A 14,978-nucleotide genomic window follows, 5' to 3' on the forward strand; every position below is an offset into this window, starting at 1 on the left:
GCGATGGAAGAAGGTCTGCGTTTTGCGATCCGCGAGGGCGGCCGCACGGTAGGCGCCGGTGTTGTAACTGAAATTATAGAATAAAAAAGTTCTGATAAGTGGCTACTCAACAAAAAATCAGAATTAAACTTAAGTCGTACGATCACAATTTGATCGACAAATCGGCTGAAAAGATAATTCAGACAGTAAAATCAACGGGAGCTGTGGTATCGGGTCCGATACCGCTTCCGACGAAGAAGAATATTATTACAGTGAACCGATCTGTTCATGTTAATAAGACTGCCCGTGAGCAGTTTGAATATCGTTCTCACAAACGTTTGATCGATATTCTTTCAACAGGATCGCAAACTGTAGATGCATTAATGAAGCTGGAGTTGCCCTCTGGTGTGGACGTAGAAATTAAAGTGTAACATTTACAATCACTGAACAATGAGTAGTGGTTTAATAGGAAAAAAGATTGGCATGACCAATGTCTTTGATGACAATGGTAAGAACTATGCCGTAACGGTTATTGAAGTTGATCCCAATGTTATTACGGAGATCAAAACAAATAAGGAAAATGGGTACAAAGCTGTACAGCTTTCTGCTTTTGATAAAAAGGAGAAAAGTACCTCAAAACCGTTGCAAGGACATTTTGAAAAGGCTGGAACGACACCAAAGAAATATATCAAGGAATTTAGAGACTTTATTCCTGAAAATGCTGAACTCGGAGATGAGTTGAATATTGAAGATGTTTTCAGCATCGGTGACAATGTTGATGTAGTTGGTATATCCAAAGGGAAAGGATTTACCGGTGTGGTTAAGCGACACAACTTTAGTGGTGTCGGCGAAGCGACACACGGCCAACACGACAGGCAACGTCATCCGGGTTCAATTGGTCAGGCATCTGATCCGGCTCGAGTATTTCCTGGAATTAAGATGGCCGGCCGAAGTGGTAATGAACGTAATAAGATCAAGAATTTGACAATTGCTAAGATATTTAGTGAATCAAATTTGATGATGGTTACTGGTTCTATACCCGGTCCAAATGGACGATTTGTTGAAATTTACAATAGACAGTAAGAGATAATTAGCAATGAAGCTTCCGATATTAACAACTGAAGGTAAAGATAGCGGAGATCAGATTGAGTTGGCTGATTCTATTTTTGGAATCGAGCCTAATGAAACTGCTATCTATGAAGATGTTCGCCGGTATATGGCGAATCAACGCCAGGGAACATCCAATACAAAAGAACGCGGACAGGTCCGTGGTGGTGGGCGAAAGGCTTATCGCCAGAAAGGAACCGGTCAAGCTCGCCGTGGTTCCATACGATCCCCGCTTTTGAAAGGTGGTGGAACGGTTTTTGGACCAAGTCCCCGAGATCATTCGTTAAAAATGTCTAAGAAGACCAAGCGTTTGGCTCGCAAATCAGCATGGTCTGCGAAGGCGGCTGATGAGGCTATTAAGCTCATAGATGATTTCACATTCGATGAGCCCAAGACGCGGAAGGTTGCTGATATTCTTAAGAGTCTGGATATAGAGGAGCAAAAGGTTCTTATATTGACTGCAAACACTGATAAAGTGCTTTATAAATCTGCTCGAAATATTCCAAATGTAAATGTATTGGAAGCAGATAAACCAACGACCTATCAGATTCTAGATAATGATGTTATTCTAATTCAAAAAAGTGCTTTAGAAGTACTACAAGGATCAATTGAATCTGCTGAGGAGGTTGTAGCATGAAACAAGTATTACAAAAACCATTAATTACAGAAAAACTTACTCGGCTTCAGGAAGAAGGTAAGTATGCTTTTAAAGTAGATAAACATGCTTCAAAAGCGGATATCAAACAAGCTGTGATTGATAGATATCCGGATGTGAAGATTAAAAAGATTAATACGATGATTATGCCTTCTAAGCCTAAAGGTCGATATACTCAAAGTGGTTATATTGTTGGCCGAGAGAAAGTTTGGAAGAAAGCAATTGTAACTCTTAAAGAAGGCGAAATAGACTTCTTTAGCGAAATTTAGAAACTAATAGTTCAATGGCTACTAAGAAATCAAAACCATCTACACCTGGTTCCAGGCACAGAATTTCACCTGTGTTTGATGATGTGACCGTGAGCAAGCCGACTGTTAAACGGCTTGTAAAGGGTAAAGGTCAATCAGGTGGACGAAATAAGCAGGGACGGATGACTTCGCGCCATCGTGGTGGAGGTCATAAACGTCGCTATCGTCAGATTGATTTTAATCGTGATAAGCACGACATCCCTGCTAAAGTTCAAACAATTGAATACGATCCCAACAGATCAGCACGCATCGCACTTTTAGCTTATGCTGATGGAGAAAAACGCTATATTATTGCTCCTAATAAGTTGAGTGTTGGGGATACTATTATTAGTGGTACAACAGGGGTTGAGCCTGATGTTGGTAACGCTATGCCAATGAAGCACATGCCACCTGGTACATTTATTCACAATATCGAGTTGCATCCGGGACAAGGAGCGCAACTATGCAGAAGTGCCGGAACATCGGCACAAATGGTTGCAAAGACAGATCGGTATGTAACTGTTAAGTTACCATCCAGTGAAGTCCGCATGATTTTAGGCAACTGTATTGCAACAGTCGGATCAACCAGCAACCCTGATCACTTTAATACCTCAATGGGTAAGGCTGGACGAAATCGCTGGAAGGGGAAGCGGCCCCATACACGTGGTGTTGCCATGAACCCGATTGATCACCCAATGGGTGGTGGTGAAGGTAAAGCTTCCGGTGGGCATCCACGCTCACCTTGGGGGCAATCTTCTAAAGGATTGAAGACAAGAAAACGAAAGAAACTTTCGGACCGATACATCGTTCGAAGTCGTAAAAAGTCTAAAAAGTAATTAGTTATGCCAAGATCGCTAAGAAAAGGACCTTACGTATATTATAAGTTGCAGCGTAAGATCGATGCAATGAATGAAAGCGGCAAAAAGAATGTCATTAAAACATGGTCGCGTAGCTCTATGGTTACGCCTGATTTCGTTGGATTGACATTAGCTGTTCATAACGGGAAGCAGTTTATACCCGTTTTTATTACTGAAGAAATGGTGGGCCACAAACTGGGAGAATTTGCTCCTACTCGAACATTTCGTGGACACCCAGTGAAGTCTAAAGCAACGCGTGAAGCACCGAAAAAACCAGGACAATAAAGTATTATGGCTGAAGAAACCTTAAAGGCAAAAGCTACACAAAAACATCTTCGCAGATCGCCTCGTAAAGTACGTTTAGTTGTTGATTCTGTGAGAGGAGATCGTGTAGATAAAGCCCTAAAGAAACTTGAATTTACTAATAAAGGGGCTGCTGATGAAGTAGCGAAGGTTGTAAAGTCGGCGGCGGCAAACATTCGCGATAAGTTTCAGGAGGCCCGACTTGATAACCAAGAGATTTACATCTCGGAAATTTTTGTAAACGAAGGTGCGACACTGAAACGCATACAGCCAAGAGCAATGGGCCGTGCTAATCAGATACGCAAACGTACAAGTCACATCACGGTTGTTGTGGCTAATAACAAAGAATTAGTTAATCAATAAACGATAATACCTTGGGACAGAAATCACATCCAGTAGGTTTACGACTCGGTATCATTCGCGGTTGGGATTCCAATTGGTATTCCGAAGAGAATGAACCTGAAATTTTGTATGAAGACACGAAGTTGCGCGAGTATTTGCATACGCGTCTTGAAAATGGAGGGCTTTCTCGAGTCATAATCGAACGTACACCAAAACGAATACTACTTACACTTAAAACCAGTCGACCCGGTGTTATAATTGGGAAAGGCGGTGAACAGATTGAACTTCTGCGCGAAGAGCTTAAAACAATTACTGACAAGGAAGTTCAAATTAATGTAAGTGAAATAAAACGCCCCGAAACGGATGCAAGTTTGGTTGCTCAAAATATTGCACAACAGCTTGAGGCTCGGATCTCATTCCGACGTGCAATGAAAACAGCCATCTCCTCTGCAATGCGTATGGGCGCCGAAGGAATTAAGATTCGCTGTGCCGGTCGATTAGGTGGAGCTGAAATGGCACGTACCGAACAATATCGTGAAGGACGTGTACCATTACATACATTGCGTGCCGACATCGACTATTATAATACCACAGCAAATACTATTTACGGATCAATTGGTGTTACGGTTTGGATCTTCAAAGGTGAAATACTCGGTGATATTGAGTTGACACCCGGAGATGCTCATACCCAGCAAAAGGATGATTCGCGAGGAAGACGAGGAAAAGGTGGCAAGCGCCGATCTCGTCGACGTAGAAGAAATAAGAATTAATACTGTAAATAAATAAGAGTCATGTTAGAACCAAGAAATGTACGACGCCGCAGGCAGCATCGACGCAGCCTCAAAGGGACTGCGCAACGTGGACATACGCTTGCATATGGCGATTTTGGTCTAAAGGCAATGGAGCCGAAGTACATCACTTCCCGGCAGATTGAATCGTGCCGTATTGCAATTGCTCGTCAATTGCAGCGTGATGGTCAAACCTGGATTCGAATATTTCCGGATATGCCTAAAACTGCCCAACCCGCAGAAACACGTATGGGTAAGGGGAAGGGAGCAGTTGAGGAATATGTAGCAGTAGTAAAACCCGGTCGTATTCTATTTGAAATTGCTGGTGTACCTGAGGATTTGGCCTGGGAAGCAATGCGTCGAGCAGATTACAAGCTTCCCATTAAAACGAAATTTATTGTTCGTCGTGATTACGATGGACCTTAATTAACAAGGTATTTGATAAATCATGAAAGCACACGAACTACGAGATAAATCAATTGCTGAATTGAAGGCCCGGCTGGATGATGAAAAGCAGGCGTTGCAGGATATGAAATTTAACCGTGCAATTGCCGGTCAGCTTGAAAATCCCGCGCGTATTACGATGACACGCCGTGAGATTGCCCGAATTCATACGATCATTACTGAAAAACAACAAGAAAGTGCTGAATAATTAACACAATGGCACAAACTGAACGAGTACAACGAAGAGAACGAAAAGGTCGCGTGGTAAGCAATAAAATGGATAAGACCATTACAGTTGCTGTAGACCGAAAAGTAAAACACGCGATTTACGGAAAATATATTACAAAGACGACTAAGTATATGGCCCATGATGAAAAGAATGAGGCCAATGAAGGTGACTTGGTACATATCATGTCAACCCGTCCGCTTTCAAAGCGGAAGTCTTGGCGTCTTGTAGACATAATTGAACGAGCAAAATAACTGGATATATTTTAGGAATCTGCAATGATACAAGCACAAACACAATTAAATGTTGCTGATAACAGCGGCGCTCGTCAGCTCAAGTGCATTAAAGTTCTTGGAGACTCAAAGCGTCGATACGCAAGAATAGGCGATATTATTTCCTGCTCAGTAAAAACTGCAATCCCTGGTGGTAATGTTAAGAAGGGAGAAGTGGTGAATGCTGTAGTAGTGAGAACTAAAAAGGAGATACGTCGTCAGGATGGCAGTTACATTCGTTTTGATGAGAATGCAGCCGTCATCATTAATAAAGAAAGTGAGCCGGTTGGTACACGAATCTTTGGACCGGTAGCTCGCGAACTTCGTGAGCGCAACTACATGCGTATTGTATCACTTGCTCCAGAAGTGCTTTAAAAAAGAATTTTATTATGCCACGTACTAAAAACAAGAAAAAGAAATTACACGTTAAAAAAGGCGATGAAGTGCAAGTAATTGCTGGTAACGAGAAAGGGAAAGAAGGTCGTATTTTGGCAGTATTTCCCGAAAAGGAACGCGTATTGGTTGAAGGTATCAATATGCGGGTCCATCACGATCAGCCAACCCAGGAAAACCCGCAGGGAGGTCGTATTGAACGAGAAGTTGCAATACATGTATCAAATGTGATGGTCTTAGATCCCGGAACAGGAGAACCTACCCGTATTGGCCGAAAGCGAATTGAAGATGACAGTGGTGGCCGATGGGTACGATACGCAAAAAAAAGTGGCGAGATCATTGATAAATAAGAAGTAATTATAGAATGTCAGAAGCAAGACTTTATACACAGTACAAAGACGAAATTATTTCAAATCTATTGGAACAGTTCGAATACGAAAACGTAATGGCTGTTCCTAAGCTCGAAAAGATTGTAATCAACAGTGGTGTTGGTGAAGCAGTAGAGAATGAGAAAGTATTAGATACTGTTACCGACAACCTTGCTAAGATTACCGGGCAAAAGCCGGTAACCACTAAGGCAAAGAAATCCATCTCAAATTTTAAAACAAGAGACGGAATGCCTATTGGCTGCAAGGTTACTCTACGGAAGAAGAAGATGTATGAGTTTCTTGATCGTTTGATTAATCTTGCGCTTCCAAGAACACGAGACTTTCAAGGAGTACCCGACAAAAGTTTTGACGGCAGGGGAAATTATACGCTCGGTGTAAAAGAGCATACAATATTTCCTGAAATTAATACCGATGATGTTGACAATATTCATGGAATGGATATTACATTTGTCACAACAGCTGAGAGTGATGAAGAAGCTTATGCTCTGCTGAAGGAATTTGGAATGCCGTTTCAGAAACGAAATTAAATCAACAAGCATATACAATTATGGCTAAGAAAGCTTGGATAGCACGTAACGAAAAAAGAAAAAGAACGGTAAAGAAATACGCCGAAAAGCGAAAAAAGCTTAAAGAAGAAGGCAAATGGGAAGAGCTGCAAAAGCTTCCTCGTGATGCAAGTCCTACACGCGTTAACAATCGCTGTAATTTAACAGGACGCTGTCGCGGCTATATTCGCAAGTATGGTATCTCTCGAATTAAATTTCGTGAACTTGCACTCGACGGGAAGATTCCCGGCGTACGAAAAGCAAGTTGGTAACATTTTAACGAAGAACTTCTATGTTTGATCCAATTTCAGATTATTTAACAAGAATACGTAACGCTCAACAAGCTGGACACCGGCGGGTCGATATTCCCGCGTCCAAGTTGAAGCGTGCAATGACCAAAATCCTTTTGGATAAAGGTTACATTAATAAGTTTATCAATATTGATGATGGAAAACAGGGAATGCTTCGCCTGTTTTTAAAATACGATGCTTATGGTCAACCGGTTATTAAGAAAATGAAGCGTCGTTCCAAACCGGGACTTCGTGAGTATTGTGGAGCAGATAACATCCCCAGAGCACTTAATGGACTGGGAATTGTTATACTCTCAACTTCACGCGGAGTAATGACTGATAAAGAAGCCCGCAAAGTTAAGGTGGGTGGCGAAGTATTGTGCACTGTTTATTAAAAATAAGGTAATAGAATTATGTCTCGTATCGGAAATCAACCGATTGAATTAAAAGAAGATGTTGAGTTTAGCATTGATGCTGATAATGTGGTCACCCTGAAAGGGGAAAAGGGCAGTGATACACTGCAGATGGACCCCAGTATTAATATTGAGAAAAAAGACGGTGAGTTGATCGTCAATAGAACCGGTGAGCAAAAAATTGATCGCTCACTACACGGGCTCTATCGATCTCTGATCAGCAATATGATGATTGGTGTATCAGAAGGATATAAAAAAGAGCTTGAAATCATTGGCGTTGGTTACCGTGCATCTTTAAGTAACGGAGTTCTTGAATTGCAATTGGGTTTTTCTCACCCAATCTACTTTGTAGCACCAGACGGAGTTGATCTTGAAGTGGATACAAAGACAAAAAAGAATCCGATGGTGATTGTATCTGGAATTAACAAAGAATTAGTCGGACAGGTTGCCGCTAAAATACGCTCATTGCGTCCCCCGGAGCCTTACAAAGGTAAGGGTATTCGATATGTTGACGAATGGGTCCGTAGAAAAGCTGGTAAATCTGCTGCTAAAGCTTAATAGGAATTATTTACGATGGATAAGAATATTAAAAAAACACTACGTCGCGATAGGATACGTCGCCGTATTCGATCAACAATTAAAGGTACAGCCGAGCGTCCACGATTATCGGTATATAAAAGCAATAAGCATGTGTATGCACAGCTTGTTGATGATCGTTTGGGACATACTTTGGCTGGAGTTTCAACTGAGTCTGAAGGAATTGAAGATGAAGTTAAAGACAAAAGCAAGAAAGAAGCTGCTAATTTAGTTGGTAAGAGATTAGCAGAGCTTGCTGATGATAAAGGAATCGAAAAAGCTGTATTTGATCGAGGTGGTTATAAATACCACGGCGTTGTTAAAGCCCTTGCAGAGGGTGCTCGCGAAGGAGGTTTAGACTTTTAAATAAGAATAATTATGCCAAAAGTAAGAAGACGACATAACATAACGCCTACAAATCTTAACCTAGAAGAGAAACTGGTTCATATTAACCGGGTTTCCAAGGTGGTAAAGGGTGGCCGACGCTTTAGTTTTAATGCCATTGTGGTTGTTGGCAATAAAGACGGTGTTGTAGGACACGGTCTTGGCAAAGCCAACGAAGTTTCCGATGCCATCCAGAAAGGATTTGATAATGCTAAGAAAAATCTTATTAGAGTGCCGATGACAAAGACCGGCAGTATCTACCATACTATTACCGGAAAGGAAGGAGCTGGTGAAGTACTGCTGCGTCCGGCATCTGAGGGTACCGGTGTTATTGCCGGAGGACCTGTTAAGGCGTTACTTGATATCGCCGGATTGGAAAATATTCTTACAAAATCGGTAGGATCATCAAATCCTCATAACATGGTCAAAGCTACTTATAATGGATTAAAGAATTTGACTGATCCTTTTGAAGTTGCTGAACGCAGAGGAGTATCTTTGAATAAAGTATTTGAAGGCTAATAGATCTAAGGAATTTAACCAGGATAAGAAAATGGATTTAAGTAATTTAAACGCTCCTGAACCCAACAAGAAAAAGGCCAAACGTATTGGTCGTGGTCAAGGTTCGGGCCGAGGTGGACATACTGTTGGAAAGGGTCACAACGGTCAACGTTCACGCAGTGGCTTTAAAGAAAAATTTTGGTTCGAAGGTGGACAAATGCCTTTACAGCGAAAGGTTCCTAAGTGGGGATTTAATAACAAATTCCGAAAGGAATATGTAGCTGTTAACACGGGCACAATTCAACTTTTTGTCGAGCATGGTAAGCTTGAAGAGAATATAACTCTTGAAGATATTCGCAATGCTGGACTTGCAGGGAAGAATGATCTGGTAAAATTACTTGGTGATGGTGATATCGAAGCATCAATAGACATTGAAGTTCATAACGCCAGTAAATCTGCTCAGGAAAAGGTTGAAGAGGCCGGTGGAAACATCACGTTTGTAAAGAATAGTCAATAATTAAATAATAGATAAGCCACCTTCTAAATGAGTTTAGTTGAAAACTTTCGCAACATCTTTAAGATAGAAGAGCTGAAGAATCGCATCTTCTATGTCATCGGTATCCTGATGGTTTATCGCATAGGGAGTTTCGTAACCCTTCCTGGCGTTGATGCTGCTCAATTAACCCAACAGTCTGGAAACGCTTCAAGTCTTCTGGGGCTATTTGATATGTTTGTGGGTGGTGCTTTTTCACGTGCAGGGGTATTTGCACTTGGAATCATGCCTTACATTACTGCCGCTATTATTATTCAGTTGATGGGCGCGGTAGTTCCTTATTTTCAGAAATTGCAGCGCGAAGGTGAGGAAGGTAGGCGGAAAATCAATAGGCTTACTCGCTATGGTACTGTGGGAATTACGTTGATACAGTCTATAGGTTTTGCAATAAACCTGATGGCAACATCGCCAAATGCTATTGTGGTAAGTAATGTTACTTTTGTACTTACCTCAATGATTATATTGACAGCGGGTACTACTTTTGTGATGTGGTTGGGTGAGCGAATTTCTGACCGCGGTATTGGTAACGGTATTTCAATCATCATTATGATTGGTATTATCGCCCGCTTACCTGCAAGTTTGATTAACGAAGTAACAACCAAGGGGAATCTCATCATTGTTATCGTTGAGATTGCAGCATTAGTTCTTGTAATTGCAGCTTGTGTGTTGTTGACTCAAGGCGTGCGTAAAGTTCCTGTGCAATATGCGAAAAGAGTTGTAGGTCGTAAGGTGTATGGAGGTACGACACAATACCTGCCACTCCGGTTGAATGCTGCTGGTGTTATGCCGATTATTTTTGCACAATCAATTATGTTTATTCCAAGTACGATTGGGACGTTTTTTCCTAATAATGAAACGGTGCAGATGTTGACTGCTTGGTCGAGTGATTTTACAGGCATCACCTATTCCATTATCTTTGGGATCATTGTTGTGTTCTTTACATACTTCTATACAGCTATAACAGTTAATCCTCGTGAAATGGCAGATACGATGAAACGTCAAGGAGGATTTATACCGGGTGTTCGTCCTGGTAATCAAACTGTCGAGTTTATTGATAATATTTTGACAAAGGTAACACTGCCAGGTTCTATTTTCTTGGCAATTATAGCGATTATGCCGGCAATTGTCGCCAGAATGGGAGTTACACCTGGATTCGCCCTGTTTTATGGTGGAACCAGCTTGTTAATTATCGTTGGGGTAGCTCTTGATACCTTGCAACAGATTGAAAGCCACTTAATGATGCGTCATTATGATGGCTTTATGAAAACTGGTAAGATGAAAGGGCGGCGTAGAGCGTAAAATGATTTTTTTGAAAAGCGAATCTGAAATTGATAAAATGCGCGAAAGCGCTCAGATTGTCTCTCGTACGCTGGGTGAGGTTGCAAAATATATTGAACCTGGAGTTACAACGGGAAAGCTTGACAGAATTGCTGAAGAATATATTAAAAAAAATAATGGTCGACCTGCTTTTAAAGGGTATGGACCAAAAGGGAATGAATTCCCGGGAACGCTATGTATATCAATTAATGAAGAAGTCGTACATGGTATACCCAGTGATAAACATGAGCTGAAGGAAGGCGATATTGTTTCCATTGATTGCGGTGTTGAAAAAAATGGATACTTCGGCGACCATGCTTATACATTCGCTGTTGGTGAATGTGAAGACGAGAAAATTCGTTTATTACGGGCAACGCTGGAATCATTATACAAAGGAATTAAGAAGGCTGTGCACGGTAACAGAATAGGTGATATATCACAAGCTGTGCAAAGTCATTGTGAGAAGGAAGGGTTTGGAGTGGTCAGAGATCTGGTAGGTCATGGTCTTGGAAAGTCGCTCCATGAAGATCCTTCGGTTCCGAATTTCGGAAAGTCGGGTCGAGGAGAGCGTCTCCGATCCGGCATGACACTAGCAATAGAACCAATGATTACACTCGGTTCTTGGCAAGTGGAAACTTTGGACGATGGCTGGACGGTTGTTACAGCCGATCGAAAAGTCTCTGCACATTATGAACATGATATTGTAGTACGAGAAGGAAAAGCTGAAATTTTAAGTACTTTTGATTATATTAGAGAGATAACGAAAAGTCGAATAAACGCAGATATTTAGCAATGGCTAAAGAAGAGCCAATTAAACAAGATGGCGAAATTATTGAAGCATTACCTAATGCACAATTTCGCGTAGAACTGGATAATGGGCACGAGATACTAGCTCATGTATCCGGAAAAATGAGAATGTACTATATTAAAATTCTTCCCGGCGACCGAGTCGCTGTGGAAATGTCTCCCTACGATTTAACGAAGGGACGTATCACATACCGTTACAAATAAATTCTAATTTAAAAGAGTTTAGTATTATGAAGACTCGATCTTCAGTAAAGAAAAGAAGCGAAGACGACAAAATTGTACGACGCAATGGTCGTGTTTATGTAATTAACAAGAAAAATCCACGCCACAAGCAGCGGCAAGGATAATTAATTCGGATAGTTTTTATGGCTAGAATTGCTGGAATAGACTTACCTAAAAATAAGCGCGGTGAAATAGGTCTGACCTACATCCATGGTATCGGCCGGTCAACTGCTCAAGACATTCTTGATGAGCTTGAAATTGACCGCGACACCAAAGTTGTAGATTGGACCGATGAAGAAGTATCGAAGCTCCGTCAAAAGATTGACAATGAGTATAAAGTAGAAGGAGCATTACGAAGTGAGGTGAAAGCCAATATACGACGGTTAATTGAGATTGGTTCTTATCGTGGTAATCGTCATCGTAAAGGATTACCCGTACGAGGACAGCGTACTCAAACTAATGCACGTACCCGGAAAGGGAAACGACGCACCGTTGCAGGTAAGAAATCAGCACCTCGAAAATAATTAAACGAGATAATTAAATGGCAAAGCGACAACGAAAATCTGCAAAGAAGAAACGACGAAAGCAGCTTTCAGATCCCAATGGAATGGCTTTTATCAAGGCAACTTTTAATAATGTCCTGGTAACGGTTACCGATGCTGATGGGAATGCACTTTCTTGGTCATCAGCTGGTAAAGAAGGTTTTAAAGGATCTCGAAAGAATACACCGTATGCAGCACAATTGAGTGCTGAAACGGCAGCAACTGCAGCCTATGAAATGGGATTGAGAAGAGTTGAGGTTTTTGTTAAAGGTCCCGGATCTGGACGTGAAGCCGCAGTTCGTGCTTTAGCATCAAGTGGATTGGAAGTTACGGCAATTAAAGATCGTACTCCTATTCCTCACAACGGCTGCAGACCACCTAAACGACGAAGAGTATAACGAAGTAAATTATTAGTTTATCATGGCAAGATACAGAGGCCCAAAACAAAAGAAAGCAAGACGTTTTCGAGAACCAATTTTTGGTCCCAGCAAGGCGCTGGAGCGAAAACCATATGGACCTGGCCAGCACGGTCGATCCAGATATTCGAGAAAATCAGAATATGCTATTCAGCTTGAGGAAAAGCAGAAAGCAAAATATACTTACGGTTTGCTTGAAAAGCAGTTTTCAAATCTGTTTGACAAAGCAAATGCGAAAGATGGTGTAACAGGTGAAATTCTGTTGCAACTTCTTGAAAGCCGTCTTGATAACACTGTTTACCGTTTAGGCTTTGCAAGAACGCGTCGGCAGGCTAGGCAATTGGTGAGCCATAAGCATATAGTTGTTAATGGTGAGGTTGTGAATATCCCATCCTTCCAGCTTAAGCCTGGTGATGTGGTAAGTGTACGGCCAAAATCTAAGACTTTGGAAGTTATCAATGAGTCTCTACAACACGCTCCTTCCAGTAAATACAAGTGGATAGAAATCGATAAGAAAGATATGCAGGGCAAATTTTTAAATGTGCCCGAGATGGAAGAAATTCCAGAAAATATTAATGTACAGCTTATCGTTGAGCTCTACTCTAAGTAATTTAAATTAATTAGTTTATAACGCGATTAATATGAGTAATTATAGTATACAGATGCCCGAACCGCTTGAGGTTGAAGAAGCAACTGATACCTTTGGTACTTTTATTTTGCAACCATTGGAACGAGGTTTTGGAGTTACGATCGGTAACTCCTTTCGAAGAATATTGCTTTCTTCTCTACCGGGAATTGCTATCAATGCTGTTAAAATTAATGGGGTTGAGCATGAATATTCCAGTATTGATGGTGTAAAAGAGGATGTTTATGAAATCATCCTCAACCTTAAAGAGGTTCGATTTAAGCAGATTGAACAAAGCAGTGGTATTGTTCATATCTCAAAGTCTGGAGAAGGAGCACTTACGGCCAAAGATATTTCAGAGGCAACGGCTGATTATGAGGTACTCAATCCTGATCAGCTTATTGCTACAATGGCTGAAGATGCAGATATTGAAATGGAACTGCATGTTGGCAGAGGTCGTGGGTACGTACCAGCAGAGGAACAGAATGTAGATACCGAAGAGGATGTAAGTCTTATTCCTATTGATGCCATTTACACACCGATCAAACAGGTACAATTTGATGTGGATAATGTTCGTGTTGGTCAGCGTACCGACTACGAAAAGTTAGTTATGGATATCACGACTGATGGTTCAATAAACTCAAAAGAAGCTCTTACTATAGCAGGTAAAATTTTAAAAGAGCACATTGAAAAGTTCATTACTGAGGAAATTGATGAACCATTTACACAAGAAGAAGAAGAGGTTGATGCAGAAAAGCAGCGTATTAAAAACTTGTTGAAAACAAGTATAGAAGACTTGAACTTAAGTGTACGTTCTTATAACTGCTTGAAATCGGCTAACATTAACACTATCGGTGAATTGGTAGCCAGAGATGAACAAGACTTGTTAAAATTCCGAAACTTTGGCAAGAAGTCATTGGCAGAATTGGTTGAAGTAATTGAAGGTAAAGATCTGCATTTCGGAATGGATGTAACAAAGTATTTAGATAACTCATAAAGGTATTATAAAAAGAAATGCGTCATTTAAATAAAGGTAGAAAACTCGGTAGAACACCATCGCATCGTAAAGCAACACTAAGTGCGCTTTCTGTAGCTTTAATTAAAGAACATAGAATAGTAACGACAGTACCTAAGGCCAAAGAGCTCCGAACATTTGTTGAGCCTCTAATAACTAAGGCCAAAGAAGATACCTCCCATAATCGACAACAGGTATTTTCTAAACTGAAGGACAAAGCTGCGGTTACACATCTTTTCGATGAAGTTGCAAAAGAGGCTATGGATCGCCCTGGTGGATATACTCGGGTTGTAAAACTTGGATATAGATCTGGCGACAATGCCCAGATGGGTGTTATTGAATTGGTTGACTATAACGATATAAAACCAATAGACACTCAAAAGAAAAAGGGTACACGCCGAGCCGGAAAATCCAAGAGTACTACTTCTTCAGAAGCTCAGAAAAAACAAGAATTAGCTTCTGAAGAAGAATAACATACCTGAATTTCTACGGTAATAGTTAGGTAGCTTATGCCTCATATAAAGTGAAATTAATTGAAATAAAATTTGTTTTATAGGGTATAAGTTCTTATCATTGCACCGCCTTGAAACAAAAGTTAGCGACAGTAACAAAAGTCGCTAAAACAACCTCTGAAGGCTGAAAAATTTAAAGAGGACTCGTTCTTTGACAGACTGAGAACATACAGACGATCGCACGTCGAGCCCTTGTCAGCTCCGAGTTATCGGAGCCGATG

30 protein-coding genes are annotated in these 14,978 nt (G+C 41.0%); all 30 read left to right on the forward strand.

Features of this window, described 5'->3' with window-relative positions; translation table 11 throughout:
* On the forward strand, window positions 1-84 hold an 84-nt coding region (locus ACT3IB_RS15255), incomplete at its 5' end, for an EF-Tu C-terminal domain-related protein (RefSeq protein ID WP_491539888.1).
* Window positions 85-98: 14 nt separating this feature from the next.
* Complete coding sequence (rpsJ, locus tag ACT3IB_RS15260) at window positions 99-410, forward strand: 30S ribosomal protein S10 (RefSeq protein ID WP_095607732.1); 312 nt, start codon at window positions 99-101, stop codon at window positions 408-410.
* A 19-nt stretch (window positions 411-429) separates the two neighbouring features.
* The gene (gene rplC, locus ACT3IB_RS15265) at window positions 430-1,062 is read left to right on the forward strand and encodes a 50S ribosomal protein L3 (protein ID WP_491539890.1); all 633 of its coding nucleotides are present in this window, start codon (window positions 430-432) and stop codon (window positions 1,060-1,062) included.
* 13 nt (window positions 1,063-1,075) lie between these two features.
* On the forward strand, window positions 1,076-1,723 hold the full coding sequence (gene rplD / locus ACT3IB_RS15270; protein ID WP_491539891.1) for a 50S ribosomal protein L4: 648 nt from the start codon (window positions 1,076-1,078) through the stop codon (window positions 1,721-1,723).
* Window positions 1,720-2,010, forward strand: coding sequence for a 50S ribosomal protein L23 (rplW, locus tag ACT3IB_RS15275; RefSeq protein WP_491539892.1), 291 nt, complete (start codon window positions 1,720-1,722; stop codon window positions 2,008-2,010). Before rplD ends, rplW begins: the two co-directional genes overlap by 4 nt.
* A gap of 14 nt (window positions 2,011-2,024) precedes the next feature.
* Window positions 2,025-2,864 (forward strand): 50S ribosomal protein L2, encoded by an 840-nt coding sequence (gene rplB, locus ACT3IB_RS15280; protein WP_491539893.1) that lies wholly within the window; start codon window positions 2,025-2,027, stop codon window positions 2,862-2,864.
* Between the two features lie 6 nt (window positions 2,865-2,870).
* On the forward strand, window positions 2,871-3,170 hold the full coding sequence (gene rpsS / locus ACT3IB_RS15285; protein ID WP_491539894.1) for a 30S ribosomal protein S19: 300 nt from the start codon (window positions 2,871-2,873) through the stop codon (window positions 3,168-3,170).
* Between the two features lie 6 nt (window positions 3,171-3,176).
* Window positions 3,177-3,551: a 50S ribosomal protein L22 gene (gene rplV / locus ACT3IB_RS15290; RefSeq protein ID WP_491539895.1), complete on the forward strand. Its 375-nt coding sequence runs from the start codon at window positions 3,177-3,179 to the stop codon at window positions 3,549-3,551.
* 11 nt (window positions 3,552-3,562) lie between these two features.
* Window positions 3,563-4,300 (forward strand): 30S ribosomal protein S3, encoded by a 738-nt coding sequence (gene rpsC / locus ACT3IB_RS15295; RefSeq protein WP_095607739.1) that lies wholly within the window; start codon window positions 3,563-3,565, stop codon window positions 4,298-4,300.
* A gap of 21 nt (window positions 4,301-4,321) precedes the next feature.
* Window positions 4,322-4,744: a 50S ribosomal protein L16 gene (gene rplP, locus ACT3IB_RS15300; RefSeq protein WP_095607740.1), complete on the forward strand. Its 423-nt coding sequence runs from the start codon at window positions 4,322-4,324 to the stop codon at window positions 4,742-4,744.
* Between the two features lie 22 nt (window positions 4,745-4,766).
* Complete coding sequence (rpmC, locus tag ACT3IB_RS15305) at window positions 4,767-4,970, forward strand: 50S ribosomal protein L29 (protein WP_095607741.1); 204 nt, start codon at window positions 4,767-4,769, stop codon at window positions 4,968-4,970.
* An 8-nt stretch (window positions 4,971-4,978) separates the two neighbouring features.
* Complete coding sequence (rpsQ, locus tag ACT3IB_RS15310; protein ID WP_491539896.1) at window positions 4,979-5,242, forward strand: 30S ribosomal protein S17; 264 nt, start codon at window positions 4,979-4,981, stop codon at window positions 5,240-5,242.
* A 24-nt stretch (window positions 5,243-5,266) separates the two neighbouring features.
* Window positions 5,267-5,635, forward strand: a complete 369-nt coding sequence (gene rplN, locus ACT3IB_RS15315) for a 50S ribosomal protein L14 (RefSeq protein ID WP_491539897.1) — start codon at window positions 5,267-5,269, stop codon at window positions 5,633-5,635.
* Between the two features lie 14 nt (window positions 5,636-5,649).
* Window positions 5,650-6,003, forward strand: a complete 354-nt coding sequence (gene rplX / locus ACT3IB_RS15320) for a 50S ribosomal protein L24 (protein ID WP_491539898.1) — start codon at window positions 5,650-5,652, stop codon at window positions 6,001-6,003.
* A 14-nt stretch (window positions 6,004-6,017) separates the two neighbouring features.
* Window positions 6,018-6,569: a 50S ribosomal protein L5 gene (gene rplE / locus ACT3IB_RS15325; protein ID WP_491539899.1), complete on the forward strand. Its 552-nt coding sequence runs from the start codon at window positions 6,018-6,020 to the stop codon at window positions 6,567-6,569.
* Window positions 6,570-6,589: 20 nt separating this feature from the next.
* Window positions 6,590-6,859, forward strand: coding sequence for a 30S ribosomal protein S14 (gene rpsN, locus ACT3IB_RS15330; protein ID WP_441001432.1), 270 nt, complete (start codon window positions 6,590-6,592; stop codon window positions 6,857-6,859).
* A gap of 20 nt (window positions 6,860-6,879) precedes the next feature.
* Complete coding sequence (gene rpsH / locus ACT3IB_RS15335; protein WP_491539900.1) at window positions 6,880-7,272, forward strand: 30S ribosomal protein S8; 393 nt, start codon at window positions 6,880-6,882, stop codon at window positions 7,270-7,272.
* An 18-nt stretch (window positions 7,273-7,290) separates the two neighbouring features.
* Window positions 7,291-7,848 (forward strand): 50S ribosomal protein L6, encoded by a 558-nt coding sequence (gene rplF / locus ACT3IB_RS15340; protein WP_491539901.1) that lies wholly within the window; start codon window positions 7,291-7,293, stop codon window positions 7,846-7,848.
* 15 nt (window positions 7,849-7,863) lie between these two features.
* Window positions 7,864-8,232 (forward strand): 50S ribosomal protein L18, encoded by a 369-nt coding sequence (gene rplR, locus ACT3IB_RS15345; RefSeq protein ID WP_491539902.1) that lies wholly within the window; start codon window positions 7,864-7,866, stop codon window positions 8,230-8,232.
* A 12-nt stretch (window positions 8,233-8,244) separates the two neighbouring features.
* Window positions 8,245-8,769 (forward strand): 30S ribosomal protein S5, encoded by a 525-nt coding sequence (gene rpsE, locus ACT3IB_RS15350; protein ID WP_491539903.1) that lies wholly within the window; start codon window positions 8,245-8,247, stop codon window positions 8,767-8,769.
* A gap of 31 nt (window positions 8,770-8,800) precedes the next feature.
* The gene (rplO, locus tag ACT3IB_RS15355) at window positions 8,801-9,265 is read left to right on the forward strand and encodes a 50S ribosomal protein L15 (protein ID WP_491539904.1); all 465 of its coding nucleotides are present in this window, start codon (window positions 8,801-8,803) and stop codon (window positions 9,263-9,265) included.
* A gap of 27 nt (window positions 9,266-9,292) precedes the next feature.
* Window positions 9,293-10,600 carry a preprotein translocase subunit SecY gene (gene secY / locus ACT3IB_RS15360; protein WP_491539905.1) on the forward strand — a complete coding sequence of 436 codons (1,308 nt, stop codon included), beginning with the start codon at window positions 9,293-9,295 and terminating at the stop codon, window positions 10,598-10,600.
* A gap of 1 nt (window position 10,601) precedes the next feature.
* The gene (map, locus tag ACT3IB_RS15365; protein ID WP_491539906.1) at window positions 10,602-11,408 is read left to right on the forward strand and encodes a type I methionyl aminopeptidase; all 807 of its coding nucleotides are present in this window, start codon (window positions 10,602-10,604) and stop codon (window positions 11,406-11,408) included.
* 2 nt (window positions 11,409-11,410) lie between these two features.
* Window positions 11,411-11,629, forward strand: a complete 219-nt coding sequence (gene infA, locus ACT3IB_RS15370; protein ID WP_095607754.1) for a translation initiation factor IF-1 — start codon at window positions 11,411-11,413, stop codon at window positions 11,627-11,629.
* Window positions 11,630-11,655: 26 nt separating this feature from the next.
* Entirely contained in the window at window positions 11,656-11,772 is a 117-nt protein-coding gene (gene rpmJ, locus ACT3IB_RS15375; RefSeq protein ID WP_095607755.1) for a 50S ribosomal protein L36, read from the forward strand.
* A gap of 18 nt (window positions 11,773-11,790) precedes the next feature.
* Entirely contained in the window at window positions 11,791-12,171 is a 381-nt protein-coding gene (rpsM, locus tag ACT3IB_RS15380) for a 30S ribosomal protein S13 (RefSeq protein WP_322574024.1), read from the forward strand.
* Between the two features lie 17 nt (window positions 12,172-12,188).
* Window positions 12,189-12,587 carry a 30S ribosomal protein S11 gene (rpsK, locus tag ACT3IB_RS15385; RefSeq protein WP_342523665.1) on the forward strand — a complete coding sequence of 133 codons (399 nt, stop codon included), beginning with the start codon at window positions 12,189-12,191 and terminating at the stop codon, window positions 12,585-12,587.
* Window positions 12,588-12,609: 22 nt separating this feature from the next.
* Window positions 12,610-13,215 carry a 30S ribosomal protein S4 gene (gene rpsD / locus ACT3IB_RS15390; protein ID WP_491539907.1) on the forward strand — a complete coding sequence of 202 codons (606 nt, stop codon included), beginning with the start codon at window positions 12,610-12,612 and terminating at the stop codon, window positions 13,213-13,215.
* 31 nt (window positions 13,216-13,246) lie between these two features.
* Window positions 13,247-14,227, forward strand: coding sequence for a DNA-directed RNA polymerase subunit alpha (locus ACT3IB_RS15395; RefSeq protein ID WP_491539908.1), 981 nt, complete (start codon window positions 13,247-13,249; stop codon window positions 14,225-14,227).
* A gap of 17 nt (window positions 14,228-14,244) precedes the next feature.
* Window positions 14,245-14,718, forward strand: a complete 474-nt coding sequence (gene rplQ / locus ACT3IB_RS15400) for a 50S ribosomal protein L17 (RefSeq protein WP_491539909.1) — start codon at window positions 14,245-14,247, stop codon at window positions 14,716-14,718.
* Window positions 14,719-14,978: the final 260 nt, after the last annotated feature.

Source organism: Fodinibius sp. GM21 (assembly GCF_058386955.1).

Coding starts and splice junctions, on each gene's coding strand:
- rplC (WP_491539890.1), top strand. CDS start 430: ATGAGTAGTGGTTTAATAGGAAAAAAGATTGGCATGACCAATGTCTTT.
- rplD (WP_491539891.1), top strand. CDS start 1,076: ATGAAGCTTCCGATATTAACAACTGAAGGTAAAGATAGCGGAGATCAG.
- rplW (WP_491539892.1), top strand. CDS start 1,720: ATGAAACAAGTATTACAAAAACCATTAATTACAGAAAAACTTACTCGG.
- rplB (WP_491539893.1), top strand. CDS start 2,025: ATGGCTACTAAGAAATCAAAACCATCTACACCTGGTTCCAGGCACAGA.
- rpsS (WP_491539894.1), top strand. CDS start 2,871: ATGCCAAGATCGCTAAGAAAAGGACCTTACGTATATTATAAGTTGCAG.
- rplV (WP_491539895.1), top strand. CDS start 3,177: ATGGCTGAAGAAACCTTAAAGGCAAAAGCTACACAAAAACATCTTCGC.
- rplP (WP_095607740.1), top strand. CDS start 4,322: ATGTTAGAACCAAGAAATGTACGACGCCGCAGGCAGCATCGACGCAGC.
- rpmC (WP_095607741.1), top strand. CDS start 4,767: ATGAAAGCACACGAACTACGAGATAAATCAATTGCTGAATTGAAGGCC.
- rpsQ (WP_491539896.1), top strand. CDS start 4,979: ATGGCACAAACTGAACGAGTACAACGAAGAGAACGAAAAGGTCGCGTG.
- rplN (WP_491539897.1), top strand. CDS start 5,267: ATGATACAAGCACAAACACAATTAAATGTTGCTGATAACAGCGGCGCT.
- rplX (WP_491539898.1), top strand. CDS start 5,650: ATGCCACGTACTAAAAACAAGAAAAAGAAATTACACGTTAAAAAAGGC.
- rplE (WP_491539899.1), top strand. CDS start 6,018: ATGTCAGAAGCAAGACTTTATACACAGTACAAAGACGAAATTATTTCA.
- rpsN (WP_441001432.1), top strand. CDS start 6,590: ATGGCTAAGAAAGCTTGGATAGCACGTAACGAAAAAAGAAAAAGAACG.
- rpsH (WP_491539900.1), top strand. CDS start 6,880: ATGTTTGATCCAATTTCAGATTATTTAACAAGAATACGTAACGCTCAA.
- rplF (WP_491539901.1), top strand. CDS start 7,291: ATGTCTCGTATCGGAAATCAACCGATTGAATTAAAAGAAGATGTTGAG.
- rplR (WP_491539902.1), top strand. CDS start 7,864: ATGGATAAGAATATTAAAAAAACACTACGTCGCGATAGGATACGTCGC.
- rpsE (WP_491539903.1), top strand. CDS start 8,245: ATGCCAAAAGTAAGAAGACGACATAACATAACGCCTACAAATCTTAAC.
- rplO (WP_491539904.1), top strand. CDS start 8,801: ATGGATTTAAGTAATTTAAACGCTCCTGAACCCAACAAGAAAAAGGCC.
- secY (WP_491539905.1), top strand. CDS start 9,293: ATGAGTTTAGTTGAAAACTTTCGCAACATCTTTAAGATAGAAGAGCTG.
- map (WP_491539906.1), top strand. CDS start 10,602: ATGATTTTTTTGAAAAGCGAATCTGAAATTGATAAAATGCGCGAAAGC.
- infA (WP_095607754.1), top strand. CDS start 11,411: ATGGCTAAAGAAGAGCCAATTAAACAAGATGGCGAAATTATTGAAGCA.
- rpmJ (WP_095607755.1), top strand. CDS start 11,656: ATGAAGACTCGATCTTCAGTAAAGAAAAGAAGCGAAGACGACAAAATT.
- rpsM (WP_322574024.1), top strand. CDS start 11,791: ATGGCTAGAATTGCTGGAATAGACTTACCTAAAAATAAGCGCGGTGAA.
- rpsK (WP_342523665.1), top strand. CDS start 12,189: ATGGCAAAGCGACAACGAAAATCTGCAAAGAAGAAACGACGAAAGCAG.
- rpsD (WP_491539907.1), top strand. CDS start 12,610: ATGGCAAGATACAGAGGCCCAAAACAAAAGAAAGCAAGACGTTTTCGA.
- ACT3IB_RS15395 (WP_491539908.1), top strand. CDS start 13,247: ATGAGTAATTATAGTATACAGATGCCCGAACCGCTTGAGGTTGAAGAA.
- rplQ (WP_491539909.1), top strand. CDS start 14,245: ATGCGTCATTTAAATAAAGGTAGAAAACTCGGTAGAACACCATCGCAT.